This is a genomic window from Oerskovia sp. NPDC060338, assembly GCF_042726295.1.
GTDB classification, from domain to species: domain Bacteria; phylum Actinomycetota; class Actinomycetes; order Actinomycetales; family Cellulomonadaceae; genus Oerskovia; species Oerskovia merdavium.
In genome coordinates, this window is the sequence record NZ_JBHXCQ010000003.1 from 234,282 (window position 1) to 248,659 (window position 14,378).

A 14,378-nucleotide genomic window follows, 5' to 3' on the forward strand; every position below is an offset into this window, starting at 1 on the left:
TCGCGCAAGAACTCCGCACTCAGCGCGCGAGAGGGGCGCGGCTCAGCGCACCGCGACCTCGATGAGGTTCTTCCACGGGTCGTCGAACCGCAGCGTCGCGCCGTCGTGGCGCATCTGGATCCCGCGCCGGGACAGACGGTCGACGAGCGCCGTGACGTCGTCCTCGGAGGGCACCGAGATCGCGACCTGCCCCAGGCCCAGCGTCGAGGCGCGCGGCCCCGCTCCCTGGCTGTTCCACGTGTTCATGGCCATGTGGTGGTGGTACCCGCCCGCCGAGACGAACAGGGCGCTGGGCAGCGAGGCCGTGGCCTCGAAGCCCAGGGTGTCGACGTAGAACTCGCGGGCCGTGGCGATGTCGCCCACCTGGAGGTGCACGTGCCCCACCACGGTGTCGTCCGGGCCCACGACGTCGGTCGAGAGCGCCCGCTCGAGCGCCGCGTCCGTGAGGTGCTCCTGCATGAACGCGTTGGGGTCGATGTAGAGCGTGTCCATCGCGACCTGGCCGTCCTGCCAGGTCCAGGTCTCGCGCGGGCGGTCGTGGTAGAGCTCGACGCCGTTGCCCTCGGGGTCGGTGAAGTAGAACGCCTCGGAGACCAGGTGGTCACCGCTGCCGACGAACGTGCTCGGTGCGGTGCGCGCGACCGAGGCGACCGCTGCGGCGAGCGCAGGGGCGTCGTCGAACAGCAGGGCCGTGTGGAACAGGCCGGCCTCGCCGCGGCGGGCGCGCGGCAGGTCCTGGCCGCGGCGCAGCACCACGAGCGGGGTCGCGCCGCGCCCGAGGACCACGGTCTCGTCGCGCGAGCCGGCTCCGGCGCCGGGGACCGCCGAAAGCAGAGCGTCCGACGGCGTCAGCACGGCCAGGGAGAGCGCGTCGCGGTAGTAGCGGGTCATCAGGTCGAGGTCGGCGACGTGCAGCGTCACCGCGTCCATCGAGGTCTCCGCGGACAGCAGGTCCTTGGCCGCGAAGGCGGTGGTGTCGGTGCCGGGCAGGCGTGTCGTTCGGTCAGTCATGGTGTCCTCCGTCCAGGGCCGGGTCCCGACCTCTGCTTCCAGAATAGTTGAAGGTTTAACTAATTGGAAGCCGGCATTGTTCCCGGCACCGAGCCGTCGCCCTCGAGTGCATGATTGCGCTGCGACACGCCGGGCGTGTCGCAGCGCAATCATGCACTCGGCGAGGGCAAGTTCAGGCCGGCGTCACGCGGCCGACGTCACGCCCACCGCGGCCCGCAGGCCCTCGGCGAGCGTCGTCGTCGGGCGCCCGATGAGGCGCGACAGCTCGCCCGACGTCGCGGAGAGCAGACCGTCGCGCGTGTTGCCGTCGAGGGCGACCACGAAGCCCGCGGTCCCCTCGTCGAGACCCGCGTCCAGCAGGGCCTGGACGTGCGCCTCGGGGGTCACGTCCTGGTAGACGACCTCGCGCCCGACGATCTCGCCGATGGTCGCGGCCAGGAACGAGTGGTCCCACGCGACGTCGCCCGAGAGCTCGTAGACGGCACCCTCGAGCGAGGGGTCGGCGTCGGCCGCGGCGAGGACGACGGCAGCAGCCTCGGCATAGTCCTTGCGGCTCGCCGACGCGACGAGGCCGTCGCCGACGCTCCCGAGCAGGACGCCCGTCTCGCGCGCCTGCTCGACGTTGCCGACGTAGTTCTCGGTGTACCAGCCGTTGCGCAGGATCGTCGCGGTCAGACCCGATGCCGCGATGAGCTCCTCGGTGGCCTTGTGCTCGGGCGCGAGGACCAGCGCGGACGTGGTGGCCTGCGGGGCGCTCGTGTAGACGAGGTGGCGGACGCCGGCAGCCTTGGCCGCCTCGACCACGTTCGCGTGCTGCTGGACGCGCTGCCCCACCTCCGAGCCCGAGACGAGGAGGACGACGTCGACACCCTCGAGGGCGGTCGCGAGGGTGTCGGGGCGCGAGTAGTCGGCCTCACGGACGAGGACGCCGCGCTCGGCGAGGTCGGCAGCCTTGGCCGGGGTGCGGACGGCGGCGACGATCTGCTCGGGGGCGACGCCGCGCTCGAGGAGCGATTCGACGACGAGGTGTCCGAGGTGTCCGGTGGCTGCGGTGACGGCGATCATGTGGTCCTCCTGAAGGGGTGGTGGGTACCGCGACAGCCTGGCACTAACTTTTCGTAAGTGCAATCCTTCCGACAGTGCGTTCTATGTCACAGCGCTTGCGATCCGCCTGCACGCTAGGCTGTCCTCGTGACCGACCTCCAGCCCACCCCCGAGACCACGGGACCGTCCGACGAGATGATCGCCGACGTGTTCCAGCGCGGCTGCACGTCCCGCCACGCCCTCGAGGCCGTGACCGGGCGCTGGGGCGTCCTGACCGTCGCGGGGCTGCGCGACGGCGCGGTGCGCTTCAACGCGCTGCGCCGGCGCATCGACGGCGTGAGCGAGAAGATGCTCGCCCAGACGCTCCAGGGGCTCGAGCGCGACGGACTCGTGGTGCGCGAGGTCCGCGCGACCATCCCCCCGCACGTCGAGTACTCGCTCACCGACCTCGGCCGGGTCGTGGCGGACCAGCTCGTCGGCCTCCTCGACGTGCTCGAGGGCGCGGTCCCCCAGGTCGTCGCCGCCCAGCAGGCGTACGACGCCCGCGCCGCCCGGTAGCGGCGCCCCTCCTGCCGCCCCGGGCGCAGCCGATCGGCCGACCCGTCGATCCGTCGATCCGTCGATCCGTCGACCCGTCGATCCGTCGACCCGTCGACCCGTCGAGTGCATGGTCGTGCAGCGACACGCCCGGCGAGTCGCAGCCGAAGCATGCACTCGGCGCCGGACAGCCCCCGCCCGACCTCCCGTCGCTGCGTAGACTCGCGATCATGACTGCCGTCGCTCTCGGGCTGCCCCGCGTGCGTCCTGCCGGGGCGCCGAGCACCCTGGGGCGCCCGGACACCGACGCGCTCGTCGACCGCTACGGCCGCGTCGCTCACGACCTGCGGGTCTCCGTGACCGAGAAGTGCTCGTTGCGCTGCACGTACTGCATGCCCGCAGAAGGGCTCCCCGCGATCCCCCGCGACGACCTGCTGACCCCGGCCGAGATCGGGCGGCTCGTGGGGATCGGCTACCGCCTGGGCATCCGCGACGTGCGGTTCACGGGCGGAGAGCCGCTCATGCGCCCCGACCTCGCCGAGATCGTGCGTCGCTCCCGCGCCGCGGCGCCAGGGGTGCGGATCTCGATGACGACCAACGCGATCGGCCTCGACAAGCGCGTCGGCGAGCTCGTCGACGCCGGGCTGGACCGCGTCAACGTGTCGCTCGACAGCATCGACCGCCGGCACTTCGCCGAGCTCACGCGCCGCGACCGGCTGCCCCAGGTGCTCGCGGGGATCCGGGCCGCGCTCGACGCCGGCCTGTCGCCCGTCAAGCTCAACGCGGTCCTCATGCCCGAGACCCTCACGGGAGCGGCCGACCTGCTCGCGTGGGCCGTCGAGCACGGGTGCCGGCTGCGCTTCATCGAGCAGATGCCTCTGGACGCCGACCAGAACTGGGACCGCGCCCAGCTGGTCTCGGCCGAGCGCCTGCTCGACGTCCTCGGCGAACGCTTCGACCTGACGCCCGTGGGCCGTGAGGATCCCTCGGCCCCCGCCGAGGAGTGGGCCGTCGACGGCGGTCCCGCCACGGTCGGGATCATCGCCTCGGTCACGCGCTCGTTCTGCGGGGACTGCGACCGGACCCGGCTCACCGCGGAGGGGACCGTGCGCTCGTGCCTGTTCGGCAACGAGGAGGTGGACCTGCGCGCTCTCCTGCGGTCGGGGGACGCCACCGGCTCGGCCGGTGCGCCAGGGACGCACGTGCCCGACGGCGGCGCGTCCGACGCGCAGATCGTCGCGGCCTGGCAGGCGGCCATGTGGGCCAAGCCGTTCGCGCACGGTCTCGATCGTGGCGCCCCCGACACCGGGGCCGTCGGCGGCCCGGCCGACGACCCCGAGGCCTTCGCCCGCACCGAGCGCAGCATGGGTGCGATCGGGGGCTGAGCACCCGTCGGGCGTGACGGGCGACGGGCCCCGACCCTCGCGTCGACCACCTCGCAGAACGTGTCCAAGGTCATCGGGTGATCCCGCCCGACGAGCCTCGCGGCACCCGGCCGAGAGACCCCGCCAGACCTACCATGGAGGGGTGGCACTCCTCGAACGTCCCAGCGACATCACCACGACCCCCGAGCCCGCCCCCCGGACCGACGCCCTCCCGGTCCACCGTCCCGGACCGAGCCGTCTCACCGCAGGTCCGAGCACGGTGCTGGGAACCCTGATCGGCACCGTGGCGGGCACGCTCCTGCTCGCGGGGCCCGGCCTGATCCTGGGCGCCCTCGTCGGCATCGGGTTCGGCCTGCTCAAGGACAACCCCCGCGACTGACCTCGGAGCCGCCACTCCTCCCGGCGCGGGCGCCTACAGCCCGACCCACTCCGAGTCGCCGTCGGTGAAGTGCTGCCGCTTCCAGATCGGCACCTCGGCCTTGATGCGCTCGACGAGCAGCGAGCAGGCCGCGAACGCCTCGGCCCGGTGCCCCGAGGCGACGCTCGCGACGAGCGCGACGTCCCCGATCGTCAGCACGCCGTACCGGTGGACCGCCGCGACGCACAGGCCCGTCTCGGCCGAGACCGCCGCGCAGCACCGCCGGAGCACCTCGGTCGCGTCGGGGTGCGCCTCGTAGTCGAGGCCCGTGACGTCGCGCCCGCCGTCGACGTCCCGCACGACCCCACGGAAGGTCACGACGGCGCCGCACTCGCGCGAGGACACGGCGCCTTCCACGGCGCGCACCACGGCGTCGTCGAGCGCGTCCTTCGTCACGCGAGACACGTCGAGCGCGACTGTGCCGGCACCGCCGGCCGCGCCGGCCGCACCATCGCTGACCCGCTGCTCTCCGCCCGGCCCGTCGGCGACCGACGCACCCTCGTGCTGCTTCCCGTCTCGTGCCACCCGCTGGTCTCCCTCGATCGCCCCGCCGCTGCCGGCCGTCCCGTCCACCGCACTCACCTCGTCCGCCGCGCTCACAGCCGCACGACCCGTACCTGCTCGCCCGCCTCGAGGTGCCCGACGCCCTCGGGAACCTCGACCAGCACGTCGGCCGAGGCCATGGTGGCCACGAGGTGCGAGCCCGCGCCACCCACGACGCGGACGCTGCCGTCGGGGCCCGTGCGGCCGCGCAGCATCTGCCGCTTGCCCGGTGGCGAGTCGATCACCTCGACGGTCCTGCGGTCCTCCTCGTCGCGGGGCGGGCGCCCCGCGGCTCGCTCCAGGACGTCACGCGCGAACACCACGAACGAGACCTGGGCGCTCACGGGGTTGCCCGGGAAGGTCAGGACGGGGGTCCCGTGGACCGTGCCGAAGCCCTGCGGCCCGCCGGGCTGCATCGCGACGGACCGGAAGGTCACCCCCTCGCCCAGCGTGTCCTTGACGACCTCGTACGCTCCTTGGCTCACGCCGCCCGACGTGAGGACCAGGTCCGCCTCGGCGGCAGCCCGTTCGAGCACGGCCGAGAGCTCGGCCGGGTCGTCCCCGGTGCGCTCGGCCAGGGTCACGACGGCTCCTGCCCGCCGTGCCGCGGCCGACAGCCCGGTGAGGTTCGCGTCGTAGACCTGACCCGTCGCGGCAACCTGCCCCGGCTCGACGACCTCGGTGCCGGTCGAGACGACCGCGACCCGCACGGGCGCCAGCACGTCCAGCCCGGGCACGCCGCACGACGCGGCGGCGGCCAGGTGCTGCGGTCCCAGGAGCGTCCCGGCGGGCAGGACCAGGTCGCCGGCACGGACGTCGGTCCCGACGTCCCGCACGAACTCCCCGACCGCGCGCGGCACGAGCACGCCGACCTGGTTCCCGAGGGTCCCTCGCGCCGCGCTCGTCGAGCGCCCACCGAAGCGCGCGGCGTCGGTGTCCTCGACGGGTACGACGGCGTCGCTCCCCTCGGGCACGACGGCGCCCGTCATGATCCGGGCCGCGGTCCGCGCGGCGAGCACCGCGGGCATGCCCGGCCCGGCCGGGATCTCCGCCACGACGGGAAGCACCACGGGGGACGCGCTCGCGGCCCCGGCGACGTCTGCCGCCCGCACCGCGTACCCGTCCATCTGGGAGCTGCGGAACCCCGGGAGATCCACGGGGGCGACGAGATCCACGGCGAGCACCCGGTCCAGCGCGTCGGCGAGCGCCACCCGCTCGGAGCCGCGCGCCGTGAGCGCGGCGCCGACGAGCGCCTCGACCTCGCGGCGGTGCCGCTCGACGCTCACCCTGCCCACGTCCGGGCGAGCGCTGCTCGCCGCCTGCCGGCGCCCTGCCCCGGACGCGCCGGAGCGCTCGGCCGGGAGCGACGTCGTCGGCCCGGCGGATCCCTCGTTGCTCGTCGCAGCCTGCTCTGCCGTCACTTCTGCTCCTCACCTGCCGGACCGCCCGCCCGCAGCGGGACGGCACGTGACCCAGCCTTTCACGCCCGGGCCCGCGGGCCGCACCCGGCCGGCCCGTGGGCGCACACCGGCCGCACCCGCCCGGGTTCGCCCGGGCGGACACCCGTTGCGCCGGGCGCCCCGCGCTGCGACCTTGGAGCGGTGACGTCCACTCCCCCGGTCCCGCCGGCCCAGCCCGGCGCCCGTCCGCTCCTCCCGACGCTCGACCAGCGACCGGGTCCGCCGCTGCGCTTCCCCGTGCGCCCCGTGGCCCCGGCCGTCCGGCAGTTCCTCGCGACCGAGGCCGGCGGCGCGGTGCTGCTGCTCGCAGCGACCGTGATCGCGCTCGTGTGGGCGAACTCGCCGTGGTCGGCCGCGTACGACGACCTGTGGGCCACCACGGCCGGGATGCACCTGGGCGAGTGGTCGCTCGACATGGACCTGCACCACTGGGTCAACGACGCCGCCATGGCGATCTTCTTCCTCGTGATCGGCCTCGAGATCAACCGTGAGGTCACGAGCGGCGAGCTCCGCAACCGTCGGACGGTCGCGGTCCCGGCGCTCGGTGCGCTGGGCGGGCTGCTGGTACCCGCGCTCGTCTACCTGGCCTTCAACGCGGGTACCGACGCGCAGCACGGCTGGGGCGTGGTCATGTCGACCGACACCGCGTTCCTCGTCGGGGTCCTCGCGCTGTTCGGCCCGCGCTGCCCCGACCGGCTGCGCCTGTTCCTGCTGACGCTCGCGGTCGTCGACGACATCGGGGCCATCACGGTGATGGCCGTGTTCTACAACGACGGCGTGTGGCTGCCCGGGCTGGGCATCGCGGGCGCGCTCGTGGTCGCGCTGCTCGTGATGCGCTGGCTCGGCGTCTGGCGCCTCGCGCCCTACGTGGGCGTGGGCCTGGCGCTGTGGCTCGCGGTCTACTCCTCGGGGGTCCACGCCACGCTCGCGGGCGTGCTCGTCGGGCTGCTCGTCCCGTCGCGGCGGTCGCGTCGCGACCAGGTCGACGACGTCCCGGGGTACGCCCAACGGCTGCGCGAGGAGACGACGGCGGAGCGCGAGCACCTGACCGAGCTCGCCGCGCGCGCAGCGGTCCCCGCGAGCGACCGGCTCCAGCGCATCCTGCACCCGTGGAGCGCGTACGTCGTGGTCCCCGTGTTCGGGCTGGCCAACGCGGGCGTGCACCTGGACACCGAGTCGTTGTCGGCCGCGATGACGTCCCGCCTCACGATCGGCGTCGCGGTCGCGCTCGTGGTGGGCAACGCCGTCGGGATCTTCGGCGCCTCCGCCCTCGCGCTGCGGCTGAACCTGGGCGACCTGCCCGGTCGGGTGCGCTACTCGCACCTCCTGGGCGGTGCGATGCTCGCCGGGATCGGGTTCACCATCTCGCTGTTCATCGCCGAGCTCGCGTTCGACGACGAGGCGCTGATCGAGCAGGCGAAGATCGGGATCCTCGCGGGCTCGCTGGTCGCGGCCGTGGCCGGGTCGGTGACGCTGCGGATCCTGGGCGAACGTCTCCCGCTGTGCTCGCCCGAGTCGCCCGGTCCCCCACCCGGGCTCCCACCGCGGCCGTGGCGGGCGCCCGAGGCCGCCGAGACGTCTCGGGGCCCGCAGGGCGGAGCCGGTGCCTGACGCCTGGCCGCCTCGGCGCGGGGCCTCAGGCCCCGTCCCGGGCGGTGCGGCTCGCCGGGACGGTCGCAGCGGCGACCGCCGCACGCAGGCCGTCCTCGGCCACGCGCCCGCGGTACCTCACGCCCTCGACGTAGACCGTCGGCGTCCCGCGCACCCCCGCCGCAGAGCCGGCGAGGTAGTCGCGCTCCACGACGTCTCCGAACCGCTGGGCCGCGTCACCGACCACGCTGGCACCGTCCAGGCCGAGCTTCTGCGCCCAGTGCGAGAGACCGGCGTCGTCGAGCCGGTCCTGGTGGGCGAACAGGAGGTCGTGCATGTCCCAGAACCGCCCGCGCGCCCCCGCCGCCTCGGCCGCGAGCGCCGCCGTGAGCGCGTACGGGTGGACCTCGAAGAGCGGGAAGTGGCGGAAGACGAGCCGGACTTGGCCGCCCGACTCCTCGACGACCTTGCGCAGGACGGGCGCGGCGTCATGGCAGTAGGGGCACTCGAAGTCCCCGAACTCGACGATCGTCACGGGGGCGTCGGGGTTCCCGAACACGTGGGCGTCGGCCGGGACGAGGTCGGTGGTACGCGGTGCGGCAGGGGTGCCCGGTGCGGAGGTCATGTGCCCCAGCATCACATCGGCTGCACGTCGACGCCCGTCACCCGGCCGGGCGTCCTGCCGCTGCGCAGCCAGTCGACCAGGACCTCGACGTCGGCCGCCGCTCCGCGCGCCGTGACGAGCACCGTCCCGTCGGGCAGGTTCCGGGCCACGCAGAAGAGGCCCAGCTCGGTCGCGCGACGGGTCGTCGCGTACCGGAACCCGACGCCCTGCACGTGCCCGTGCACGACGGCGCGGGCCGCGGAGACCGACGGGACCTCCCCGCCCGCCACTACTGCCAGACCCCGAGGATCGCGCCCATGACCGCGAGCGCGATCACGTCATGCACCCCGTGGCTGAGCCCGTAGCCGAACGCCCCGCCGAGCGGCGCGTCCACGCGGTACCCGCGCGCGCCGACCCCCTCGACCGAGAACACCATCTGCTGGACCCCGTCCGGCCCGATCCCCGTGTGGACCGAGCGGGCGATCTTCTCGATGTTCGACACGCTCGCCCGGACCGGGGAGTTCCAGGTCCCGTCGCAGCAGAGAACCAGGCGTTTCATGGCTCCTCCTCGAACCACCCCGCCGCCGTCGGCGGGCCTACCGGGAGGGAGCCCCGCGCTCCGCGGGCTGATGCAGCCCGCGGCGGTTCAGTGGTGCACGTGCGCAGGCACCCCCGTGGAGCCCTCGATCTCGGACTCCGCGATGCCGAGCAGCCGGTCGGCGAGCGCACGCAGCGCGCGCGCGGCGGCGACGTGGTCGCCGATCGCCTCGATCTCGGCGTCGCCGGGGTCCTTGCGCGCCCTGCCCGTGGCGTGGAGCTCGGAGGGCACGTCACCGACCAGGATGGCCTCCGCCGTCGTGCGTCCTTCGCTCTCCACGAGGCTCACCTGGACGTGCCAGGACTTCGAGTGCACCGGGACCGTGACCTCGTGCGCGACGGCCCCCTCGACGGGGGCGCGGACCAGGGTGTCCGGCCCCGGGTAGACCAGCGTCCGTTCGCCCGTGTCGGCCCACTCGACCAGGAAGGGCGGCGAGCCGTCCTCGTGCTGGACCTCGACGACCATGCCGTCCCGGACGGCACCGCCCACCACCCCCGAGGCCCGGATGATCCTGTCTCCCACCGCTGCCTTCATGACGCGCCTCCTCGCTGAGGGACCTGCTTCCATCATGCGCGCCGCGCGCCGCGCACGAAAGGGCGGGCCCCCGGCGGAGGCGACCGGGCCGACGGCGCCCCGTCGTGCCGACCTCAGCGCAGCCGGCGCAGGAACTCCCGGGTCCGCTCGCGCTGCGGGTCGCCCAGGACCTGCTCGGGCGTGCCGCGCTCGTGCACGCGGCCCTGGTGCAGGAAGCAGACCTCGTCGGCGACCTCGCGCGCGAAGCCCATCTCGTGGGTCGCGACGAGCATCGTCACGCCCTCGGCCCGCAGGTCCGCGAGCAGGTCGAGGACCTCGCCCACGAGCTCGGGGTCGAGCGCCGAGGTGACCTCGTCGAGCAGCAGGAGCTCGGGCGAGGACACGAGCGCCCGCGCGATCGCGGCCCGCTGCTGCTCGCCCCCGCTGAGCTGGTCGGGGTAGGCCGTCATGCGGTGCGCGAGGCCCACGCGACGCAGCATGGCCTCGGCCGCGGCCTCGGCCTCGGCGCGGTCCCGCTTGTGCACGAGGCGCGGGGCGAGGGTCACGTTGTCCATGACCTTCATGTGCGGGAACAGGTTGTACGACTGGAAGACCAGGCCCATGCGCGCCCGGACGGCGTTCGCGTCGAGGCGCGGGTCGGCCACGTCCTGCCCGTCGAGCAGGATCTCTCCGTCGTCGATCTCCTCGAGCAGGTTCACGACGCGCAGCAGCGTCGACTTCCCCGAGCCCGACGCCCCGACGAGCACGACGCAGCGGTGCTCGTCGACGTCGAGGTCGATCCCGTCGAGCACCAGGCGCTCGCCGTACGTCTTGCGGATCCCCCGCAGGGACAGCAGGTGGCTCATCGGATGGCCCCCGCGCCGCTCACGGTCGCGAGCGAACCGCGCCAGCCCTGACGCGCCGAGTACACGTCGACCACGCGCGTGAGCGGGATCGAGACCAGCAGGAACAGGACGCCCGCCACGACGTAGGGCGTGAAGTTGTAGCTGCCCGACGCCGCGATCTGCGCGGCCCGGATCGCGTCCACCGCGCCCAGGATCGAGATGAGCCCCGAGTCCTTCTGGAGCGAGACGAGGTTGCTCGCGAGCGGCGCGGTCACGTGCCGCACTGCCTGGGGCAGCACGACCCTGCGGGTCGTCTGCGCGCGCGTGAGGCCGAGCGAGCGCGCGGCCGAGACCTGCGAGGGGTGCACCGACTCGATCCCGGCGCGGAACACCTCGGCCAGGTACGCGGTGTACGTGAGGATGATCGCGAGCGCGCCGAGGAAGGCCCCCGACGTCGGCAACCACTCCAGGCGCAGGGCCGGCAGGCCGAACCCGACGAGCAGCAGGACCAGCAGCAGCGGCACGCCGCGGAACACGTCGACGTACGCGACCGCGAAGGCGCGCAGCGGGAACAGGGCCGGGATGCGGCTCGTGCGGATCACGGCGAGCGCCATGCCGAGCACCATCCCGACGACCGACGCCACGACCCACACCCGCAGGTTGAGCCACAGCCCCTCGGCGATCGCGGGCAGCGAGTCCCAGGCGCTCTGCGGGGAGAAGAACGCGTCGCGCGTGCGCTCCCAACCGGGGGCCGTGGTCACCACGGCGTACAGGACCGCGACCACGACCACGGTCGAGAGGACGGACACCCACGCGGCCCGACGGCGGCGCGCACGTCGGTAGGAGTCCCTCGCCCGGGCGAGGGGCGACGGGGTCCAGCCCGCGCTCGCGGGGCGAGCGCCGTCGTCGGGCACGGAGCCGTCCTGCGGCGCGGCGCCCGACGCGCCCTCGCTCATCTCAGCCCAGCTCGGGGATGTCGTCCGACTTGAGCCACGTCGTGCGCAGCTCGGCGAGCGTGCCGTCGGCCTCGAGCGCGTCGACCGCGGCCGAGACGCACTCGGTGAGGGTCGAGTTGAGGTCGAGGACCAGACCGTACTGCTCGACCGTGCCCTGGTACGGCAGCGTCCCGACGACCACGGAGTCCGGGAAGTACTCGGTCGAGGCCGCGACGCCCTGGTCGACGTCCATGATCATGACGTCGATCGTGCCCGACTGCAGGGCCGTCATGCCGTCGCCCGCACCGTTGAACGGCACGAGGTTCGCGTCGTCGCCGAACGCGGCCTTGGCGAGCGTGAGGCTCGTCTGGGCGGCCGTGACGCCGATGCGCAGGTCCTTGAGCTCGTCGAGCGTCGTGGCCGAGGCGTACGGGCCGGCCTCCTGGACGATCACGCCCTGGCGTGTCGTGAGGTAGGGGCTCGAGAAGTCGACGGCCTTGCGCCGCTCGTCCGAGATGGACGTCTGCCACGCGGCGAAGTCGAAGGTCTTGATGCTGGGGCTGACGATCTGCTCGAACGTCACGAGCTCCCACTCGACGTCTTCCTCGGCGTACCCGAGCTGGTCGGCGACCTCGTAGACGAGCGCGGACTCGAAGCCCTCGCCGCTGTCGTGCTCGCCGATGTACCAGGGCGAGTACGCCTCGCCCGCGGCGACGGTCAGCTTGCCGTCGGTGTGCGTGGGCAGGGCGCCCGGCTCGCACGTGGGCGTCGCGGCGCCGGACGACCCGGCGTCGGTCGACGTGTCGGACGAGCAGCCCGCGAGGAGCAGGGCGGTCGAGACGGCTGCGACGGGCAGCACGGCGTTCAGGCGGCGCATGAGGACCTTCCGGGGTCAGGAGGGTGACGAGGCGGTACCGGGCCGCCGCGGGTGACGCGTGCTGCCGGGACTCGCCGGAGGACGACTCTACGCCGGTCCCACGCGGTGAGACATAGGCGGGACGTCCGGTGAGACGGTGGGTCGCGTCACACCGCGCTAGTCCTCGGGGAGGTGGAGCGCGTCGAGCCGGCCCTCGGTGTCGAGGGACTCGAGGATCGCCCGGGCGATCCCGTCGAGCTGCTCGACCTGCTCGGGGGTGAGGCGGTCGATGATGTGCTCGCGCACGGTGTCGACGTGGCCCGGGGCCGTCGCGACGACCTTGTCCCACCCGGCGTCGGTCAGGACCGCGAGCGTCGCCCGCTTGTCGGTCGGGCACGGGACGCGCTCGACGTAGCCGCGCCCCTCGAGCCGCTTCACCACGTGGGACAGGCGAGGGAGCGTCGCGTTGGTCTTGAGCGCGAGGTCCGTCATGCGCAGCGTGTGGTCGTCGGCCTCCGAGAGCATCGCGAGCACGAGGTACTCGAAGTGGGTCAGCTGCGCGTCGCGCTGGAGCTGGGCGTCGAGCACGCCCGGGAGGAGTTCGGAGACGGCCTGGAGGCGCATCCAGGTCCGCAGCTCGCGGGGGGAGAGCCATCGCACGTCGTCGGTCATGGGACCAGTCTAGCGGCAATGGTTGACACGACAACTAAGCGGGTCTACGTTAGTTGTATCAACAACCAATCGCGTCGGCCCCGGTCGGCGTCGCAGCCCCGGAGGACTACATGACCAGCATCACGATCATCGGCGCAGGGAACATCGCAGCAGGCGTGGCGCGCATCGGCCTCGACGCCGGCGCGCAGGTCCAGGTCCTGGCGCGCGACGCCGAGAAGGCCGCAGCACTCGGCTCGGGCGCGTCGTTCACCTCGGGCGTCGTGGGCGACGAGATCACGGGCGAGCTCGTGGTCCTCGCCCTCCCCTTCCCCGCCGTGCCCGAGGTCCTCGCGCAGTACGCGGGCCGCCTCGACGGCAAGGTCCTCGTCGACCCGACCAACCCCGTCGACTTCGCGACGTTCGACGCGCTCGTGGTGCCCGCCGACTCCTCGGCCGCCGCCGAGATCGCCGCGCTCGCCCCGACGGCCAAGGTCCTCAAGGCGTTCAACACCAACTTCGCCTCGACCCTCGCGAGCGGACAGGTCGCCGACCAGACCGCGACCGTCCTCGTCGCGGGCGACGACAACGACGCCAAGAGCACGCTCGTCGAGCTGGTCCGTGCGGGCGGCCTCAAGGGCGTCGACGCCGGCTCGCTCAAGCGCGCTCGCGAGCTCGAGGCCCTCGGCTTCGTCCAGATGACGCTGGCCGGCTCGGGCGCGACCCAGTGGACGACCGGCTTCACGCTCGCCGACTGACACGTCGCGTCCTCGTCGCGCCTCGGGCGCGGACCGCGTGCAGCGGTCCGCGCCCGAGGTGCGTTCTGGGCTGTCCCGCTGGCGCCCGTAGCGGGCGGACCGGCGGCTGGTGGGTCGGCGCCTGGCGGGTAGCCGAGGCCGCGACGACGGACGCGCGGGGCCCGCAGAGCGGTCGGCACGACACGGTTGCGCACGGGGAATGACGAAGGCCCGGTCCAGCATTTCTGCTGAACCGGGCCTTCCTGTGTAGCGGGGGCAGGATTTGAACCTGCGACCTCTGGGTTATGAGCCCAGCGAGCTACCGAGCTGCTCCACCCCGCGTCGGTGAACACCACTCTACGGGATCATCTGCCGGGACTCCTACTCGATTCCCTGTCGGCCACGTCACACCACGGAGGATGCCCTCCAGCCGCCGAGACGCCGGACCGGACAGCGGGACCGCGGTGAGGCGGATCCGTTCACGAGCCGGAACCCGGCCTGCCCGACGGTCCGTCGGAGCGGGCCCCTCACGGCCGAGGAAATGACGAAGGCCCGGTGCAGCATTTCTGCTGAACCGGGCCTTCCTGTGTAGCGGGGGCAGGATTTGAACCTGCGACCTCTGGGTTATGAGCCCAGCGAGCTACCGAGCTGCTC

The 14,378-nt window shown here is 73.5% G+C and carries 17 protein-coding genes and 1 tRNA gene; 5 read left to right on the forward strand and 13 right to left on the reverse strand.

Going from position 1 to position 14,378, the window contains the following annotated elements; translation table 11 throughout:
* Positions 1 to 42: 42 nt before the first annotated feature.
* Together ACFWGN_RS05165 and ACFWGN_RS05170 are read right to left on the reverse strand one after the other, a co-directional pair.
* Complete coding sequence (locus ACFWGN_RS05165; RefSeq protein WP_377615982.1) at positions 43 to 1,011, reverse strand: VOC family protein; 969 nt, start codon at positions 1,009 to 1,011, stop codon at positions 43 to 45.
* 183 nt (positions 1,012 to 1,194) lie between these two features.
* Complete coding sequence (locus ACFWGN_RS05170; RefSeq protein WP_377615983.1) at positions 1,195 to 2,076, reverse strand: SDR family oxidoreductase; 882 nt, start codon at positions 2,074 to 2,076, stop codon at positions 1,195 to 1,197.
* 126 nt (positions 2,077 to 2,202) lie between these two features.
* Between ACFWGN_RS05170 and ACFWGN_RS05175 the strand changes: the two genes are divergently transcribed.
* The 3 genes from ACFWGN_RS05175 to ACFWGN_RS05185 all read left to right on the forward strand — a co-directional run bounded on the left by ACFWGN_RS05175 (position 2,203) and on the right by ACFWGN_RS05185 (position 4,356).
* Positions 2,203 to 2,613, forward strand: coding sequence for a helix-turn-helix domain-containing protein (locus ACFWGN_RS05175; protein WP_318244473.1), 411 nt, complete (start codon positions 2,203 to 2,205; stop codon positions 2,611 to 2,613).
* Between the two features lie 209 nt (positions 2,614 to 2,822).
* Entirely contained in the window at positions 2,823 to 3,977 is a 1,155-nt protein-coding gene (gene moaA, locus ACFWGN_RS05180) for a GTP 3',8-cyclase MoaA (protein WP_377615984.1), read from the forward strand.
* A gap of 142 nt (positions 3,978 to 4,119) precedes the next feature.
* Positions 4,120 to 4,356, forward strand: a complete 237-nt coding sequence (locus ACFWGN_RS05185) for a hypothetical protein (RefSeq protein ID WP_191802872.1) — start codon at positions 4,120 to 4,122, stop codon at positions 4,354 to 4,356.
* A gap of 33 nt (positions 4,357 to 4,389) precedes the next feature.
* Here ACFWGN_RS05185 and ACFWGN_RS05190 read toward each other — a convergent pair whose 3' ends face one another.
* Together ACFWGN_RS05190 and glp are read right to left on the reverse strand one after the other, a co-directional pair.
* Positions 4,390 to 4,968, reverse strand: a complete 579-nt coding sequence (locus ACFWGN_RS05190) for a molybdenum cofactor biosynthesis protein MoaE (RefSeq protein WP_377615985.1) — start codon at positions 4,966 to 4,968, stop codon at positions 4,390 to 4,392.
* A 23-nt stretch (positions 4,969 to 4,991) separates the two neighbouring features.
* Positions 4,992 to 6,359 (reverse strand): gephyrin-like molybdotransferase Glp, encoded by a 1,368-nt coding sequence (gene glp / locus ACFWGN_RS05195; RefSeq protein WP_377615986.1) that lies wholly within the window; start codon positions 6,357 to 6,359, stop codon positions 4,992 to 4,994.
* Positions 6,360 to 6,539: 180 nt separating this feature from the next.
* Here glp and nhaA point away from each other — a divergent pair, with 180 nt between their 5' ends.
* The gene (gene nhaA / locus ACFWGN_RS05200; protein ID WP_377615987.1) at positions 6,540 to 8,009 is read left to right on the forward strand and encodes a Na+/H+ antiporter NhaA; all 1,470 of its coding nucleotides are present in this window, start codon (positions 6,540 to 6,542) and stop codon (positions 8,007 to 8,009) included.
* Positions 8,010 to 8,034: 25 nt separating this feature from the next.
* Here nhaA and ACFWGN_RS05205 read toward each other — a convergent pair whose 3' ends face one another.
* From ACFWGN_RS05205 to ACFWGN_RS05240, 8 genes are all read right to left on the reverse strand, one after another.
* Positions 8,035 to 8,613: a DsbA family protein gene (locus tag ACFWGN_RS05205; RefSeq protein WP_377615988.1), complete on the reverse strand. Its 579-nt coding sequence runs from the start codon at positions 8,611 to 8,613 to the stop codon at positions 8,035 to 8,037.
* A gap of 11 nt (positions 8,614 to 8,624) precedes the next feature.
* Positions 8,625 to 8,882 (reverse strand): acylphosphatase, encoded by a 258-nt coding sequence (locus tag ACFWGN_RS05210; RefSeq protein ID WP_377615989.1) that lies wholly within the window; start codon positions 8,880 to 8,882, stop codon positions 8,625 to 8,627.
* A complete protein-coding gene (locus ACFWGN_RS05215; RefSeq protein WP_377615990.1) occupies positions 8,882 to 9,151 on the reverse strand; it encodes a phospholipase effector Tle1 domain-containing protein in 270 nt (89 codons plus the stop codon). The genes ACFWGN_RS05210 and ACFWGN_RS05215 overlap by 1 nt, the downstream gene beginning before the upstream one ends.
* Before the next feature lie 87 nt (positions 9,152 to 9,238).
* On the reverse strand, positions 9,239 to 9,724 hold the full coding sequence (locus ACFWGN_RS05220) for a dsRBD fold-containing protein (RefSeq protein ID WP_191802862.1): 486 nt from the start codon (positions 9,722 to 9,724) through the stop codon (positions 9,239 to 9,241).
* A 113-nt stretch (positions 9,725 to 9,837) separates the two neighbouring features.
* Positions 9,838 to 10,569 (reverse strand): amino acid ABC transporter ATP-binding protein, encoded by a 732-nt coding sequence (locus tag ACFWGN_RS05225; protein ID WP_191802860.1) that lies wholly within the window; start codon positions 10,567 to 10,569, stop codon positions 9,838 to 9,840.
* On the reverse strand, positions 10,566 to 11,504 hold the full coding sequence (locus ACFWGN_RS05230; protein ID WP_377615991.1) for an amino acid ABC transporter permease: 939 nt from the start codon (positions 11,502 to 11,504) through the stop codon (positions 10,566 to 10,568). Before ACFWGN_RS05230 ends, ACFWGN_RS05225 begins: the two co-directional genes overlap by 4 nt.
* 1 nt (position 11,505) lies before the next feature.
* Complete coding sequence (locus ACFWGN_RS05235) at positions 11,506 to 12,360, reverse strand: transporter substrate-binding domain-containing protein (protein WP_377615992.1); 855 nt, start codon at positions 12,358 to 12,360, stop codon at positions 11,506 to 11,508.
* A gap of 156 nt (positions 12,361 to 12,516) precedes the next feature.
* Positions 12,517 to 13,011, reverse strand: coding sequence for a MarR family winged helix-turn-helix transcriptional regulator (locus ACFWGN_RS05240; protein WP_191802854.1), 495 nt, complete (start codon positions 13,009 to 13,011; stop codon positions 12,517 to 12,519).
* A gap of 110 nt (positions 13,012 to 13,121) precedes the next feature.
* Between ACFWGN_RS05240 and ACFWGN_RS05245 the strand changes: the two genes are divergently transcribed.
* The gene (locus ACFWGN_RS05245) at positions 13,122 to 13,745 is read left to right on the forward strand and encodes an NADPH-dependent F420 reductase (protein WP_377615993.1); all 624 of its coding nucleotides are present in this window, start codon (positions 13,122 to 13,124) and stop codon (positions 13,743 to 13,745) included.
* A gap of 247 nt (positions 13,746 to 13,992) precedes the next feature.
* Here ACFWGN_RS05245 and ACFWGN_RS05250 read toward each other — a convergent pair.
* A tRNA-Met gene (locus tag ACFWGN_RS05250) sits at positions 13,993 to 14,066 on the reverse strand.
* Positions 14,067 to 14,378: the final 312 nt, after the last annotated feature.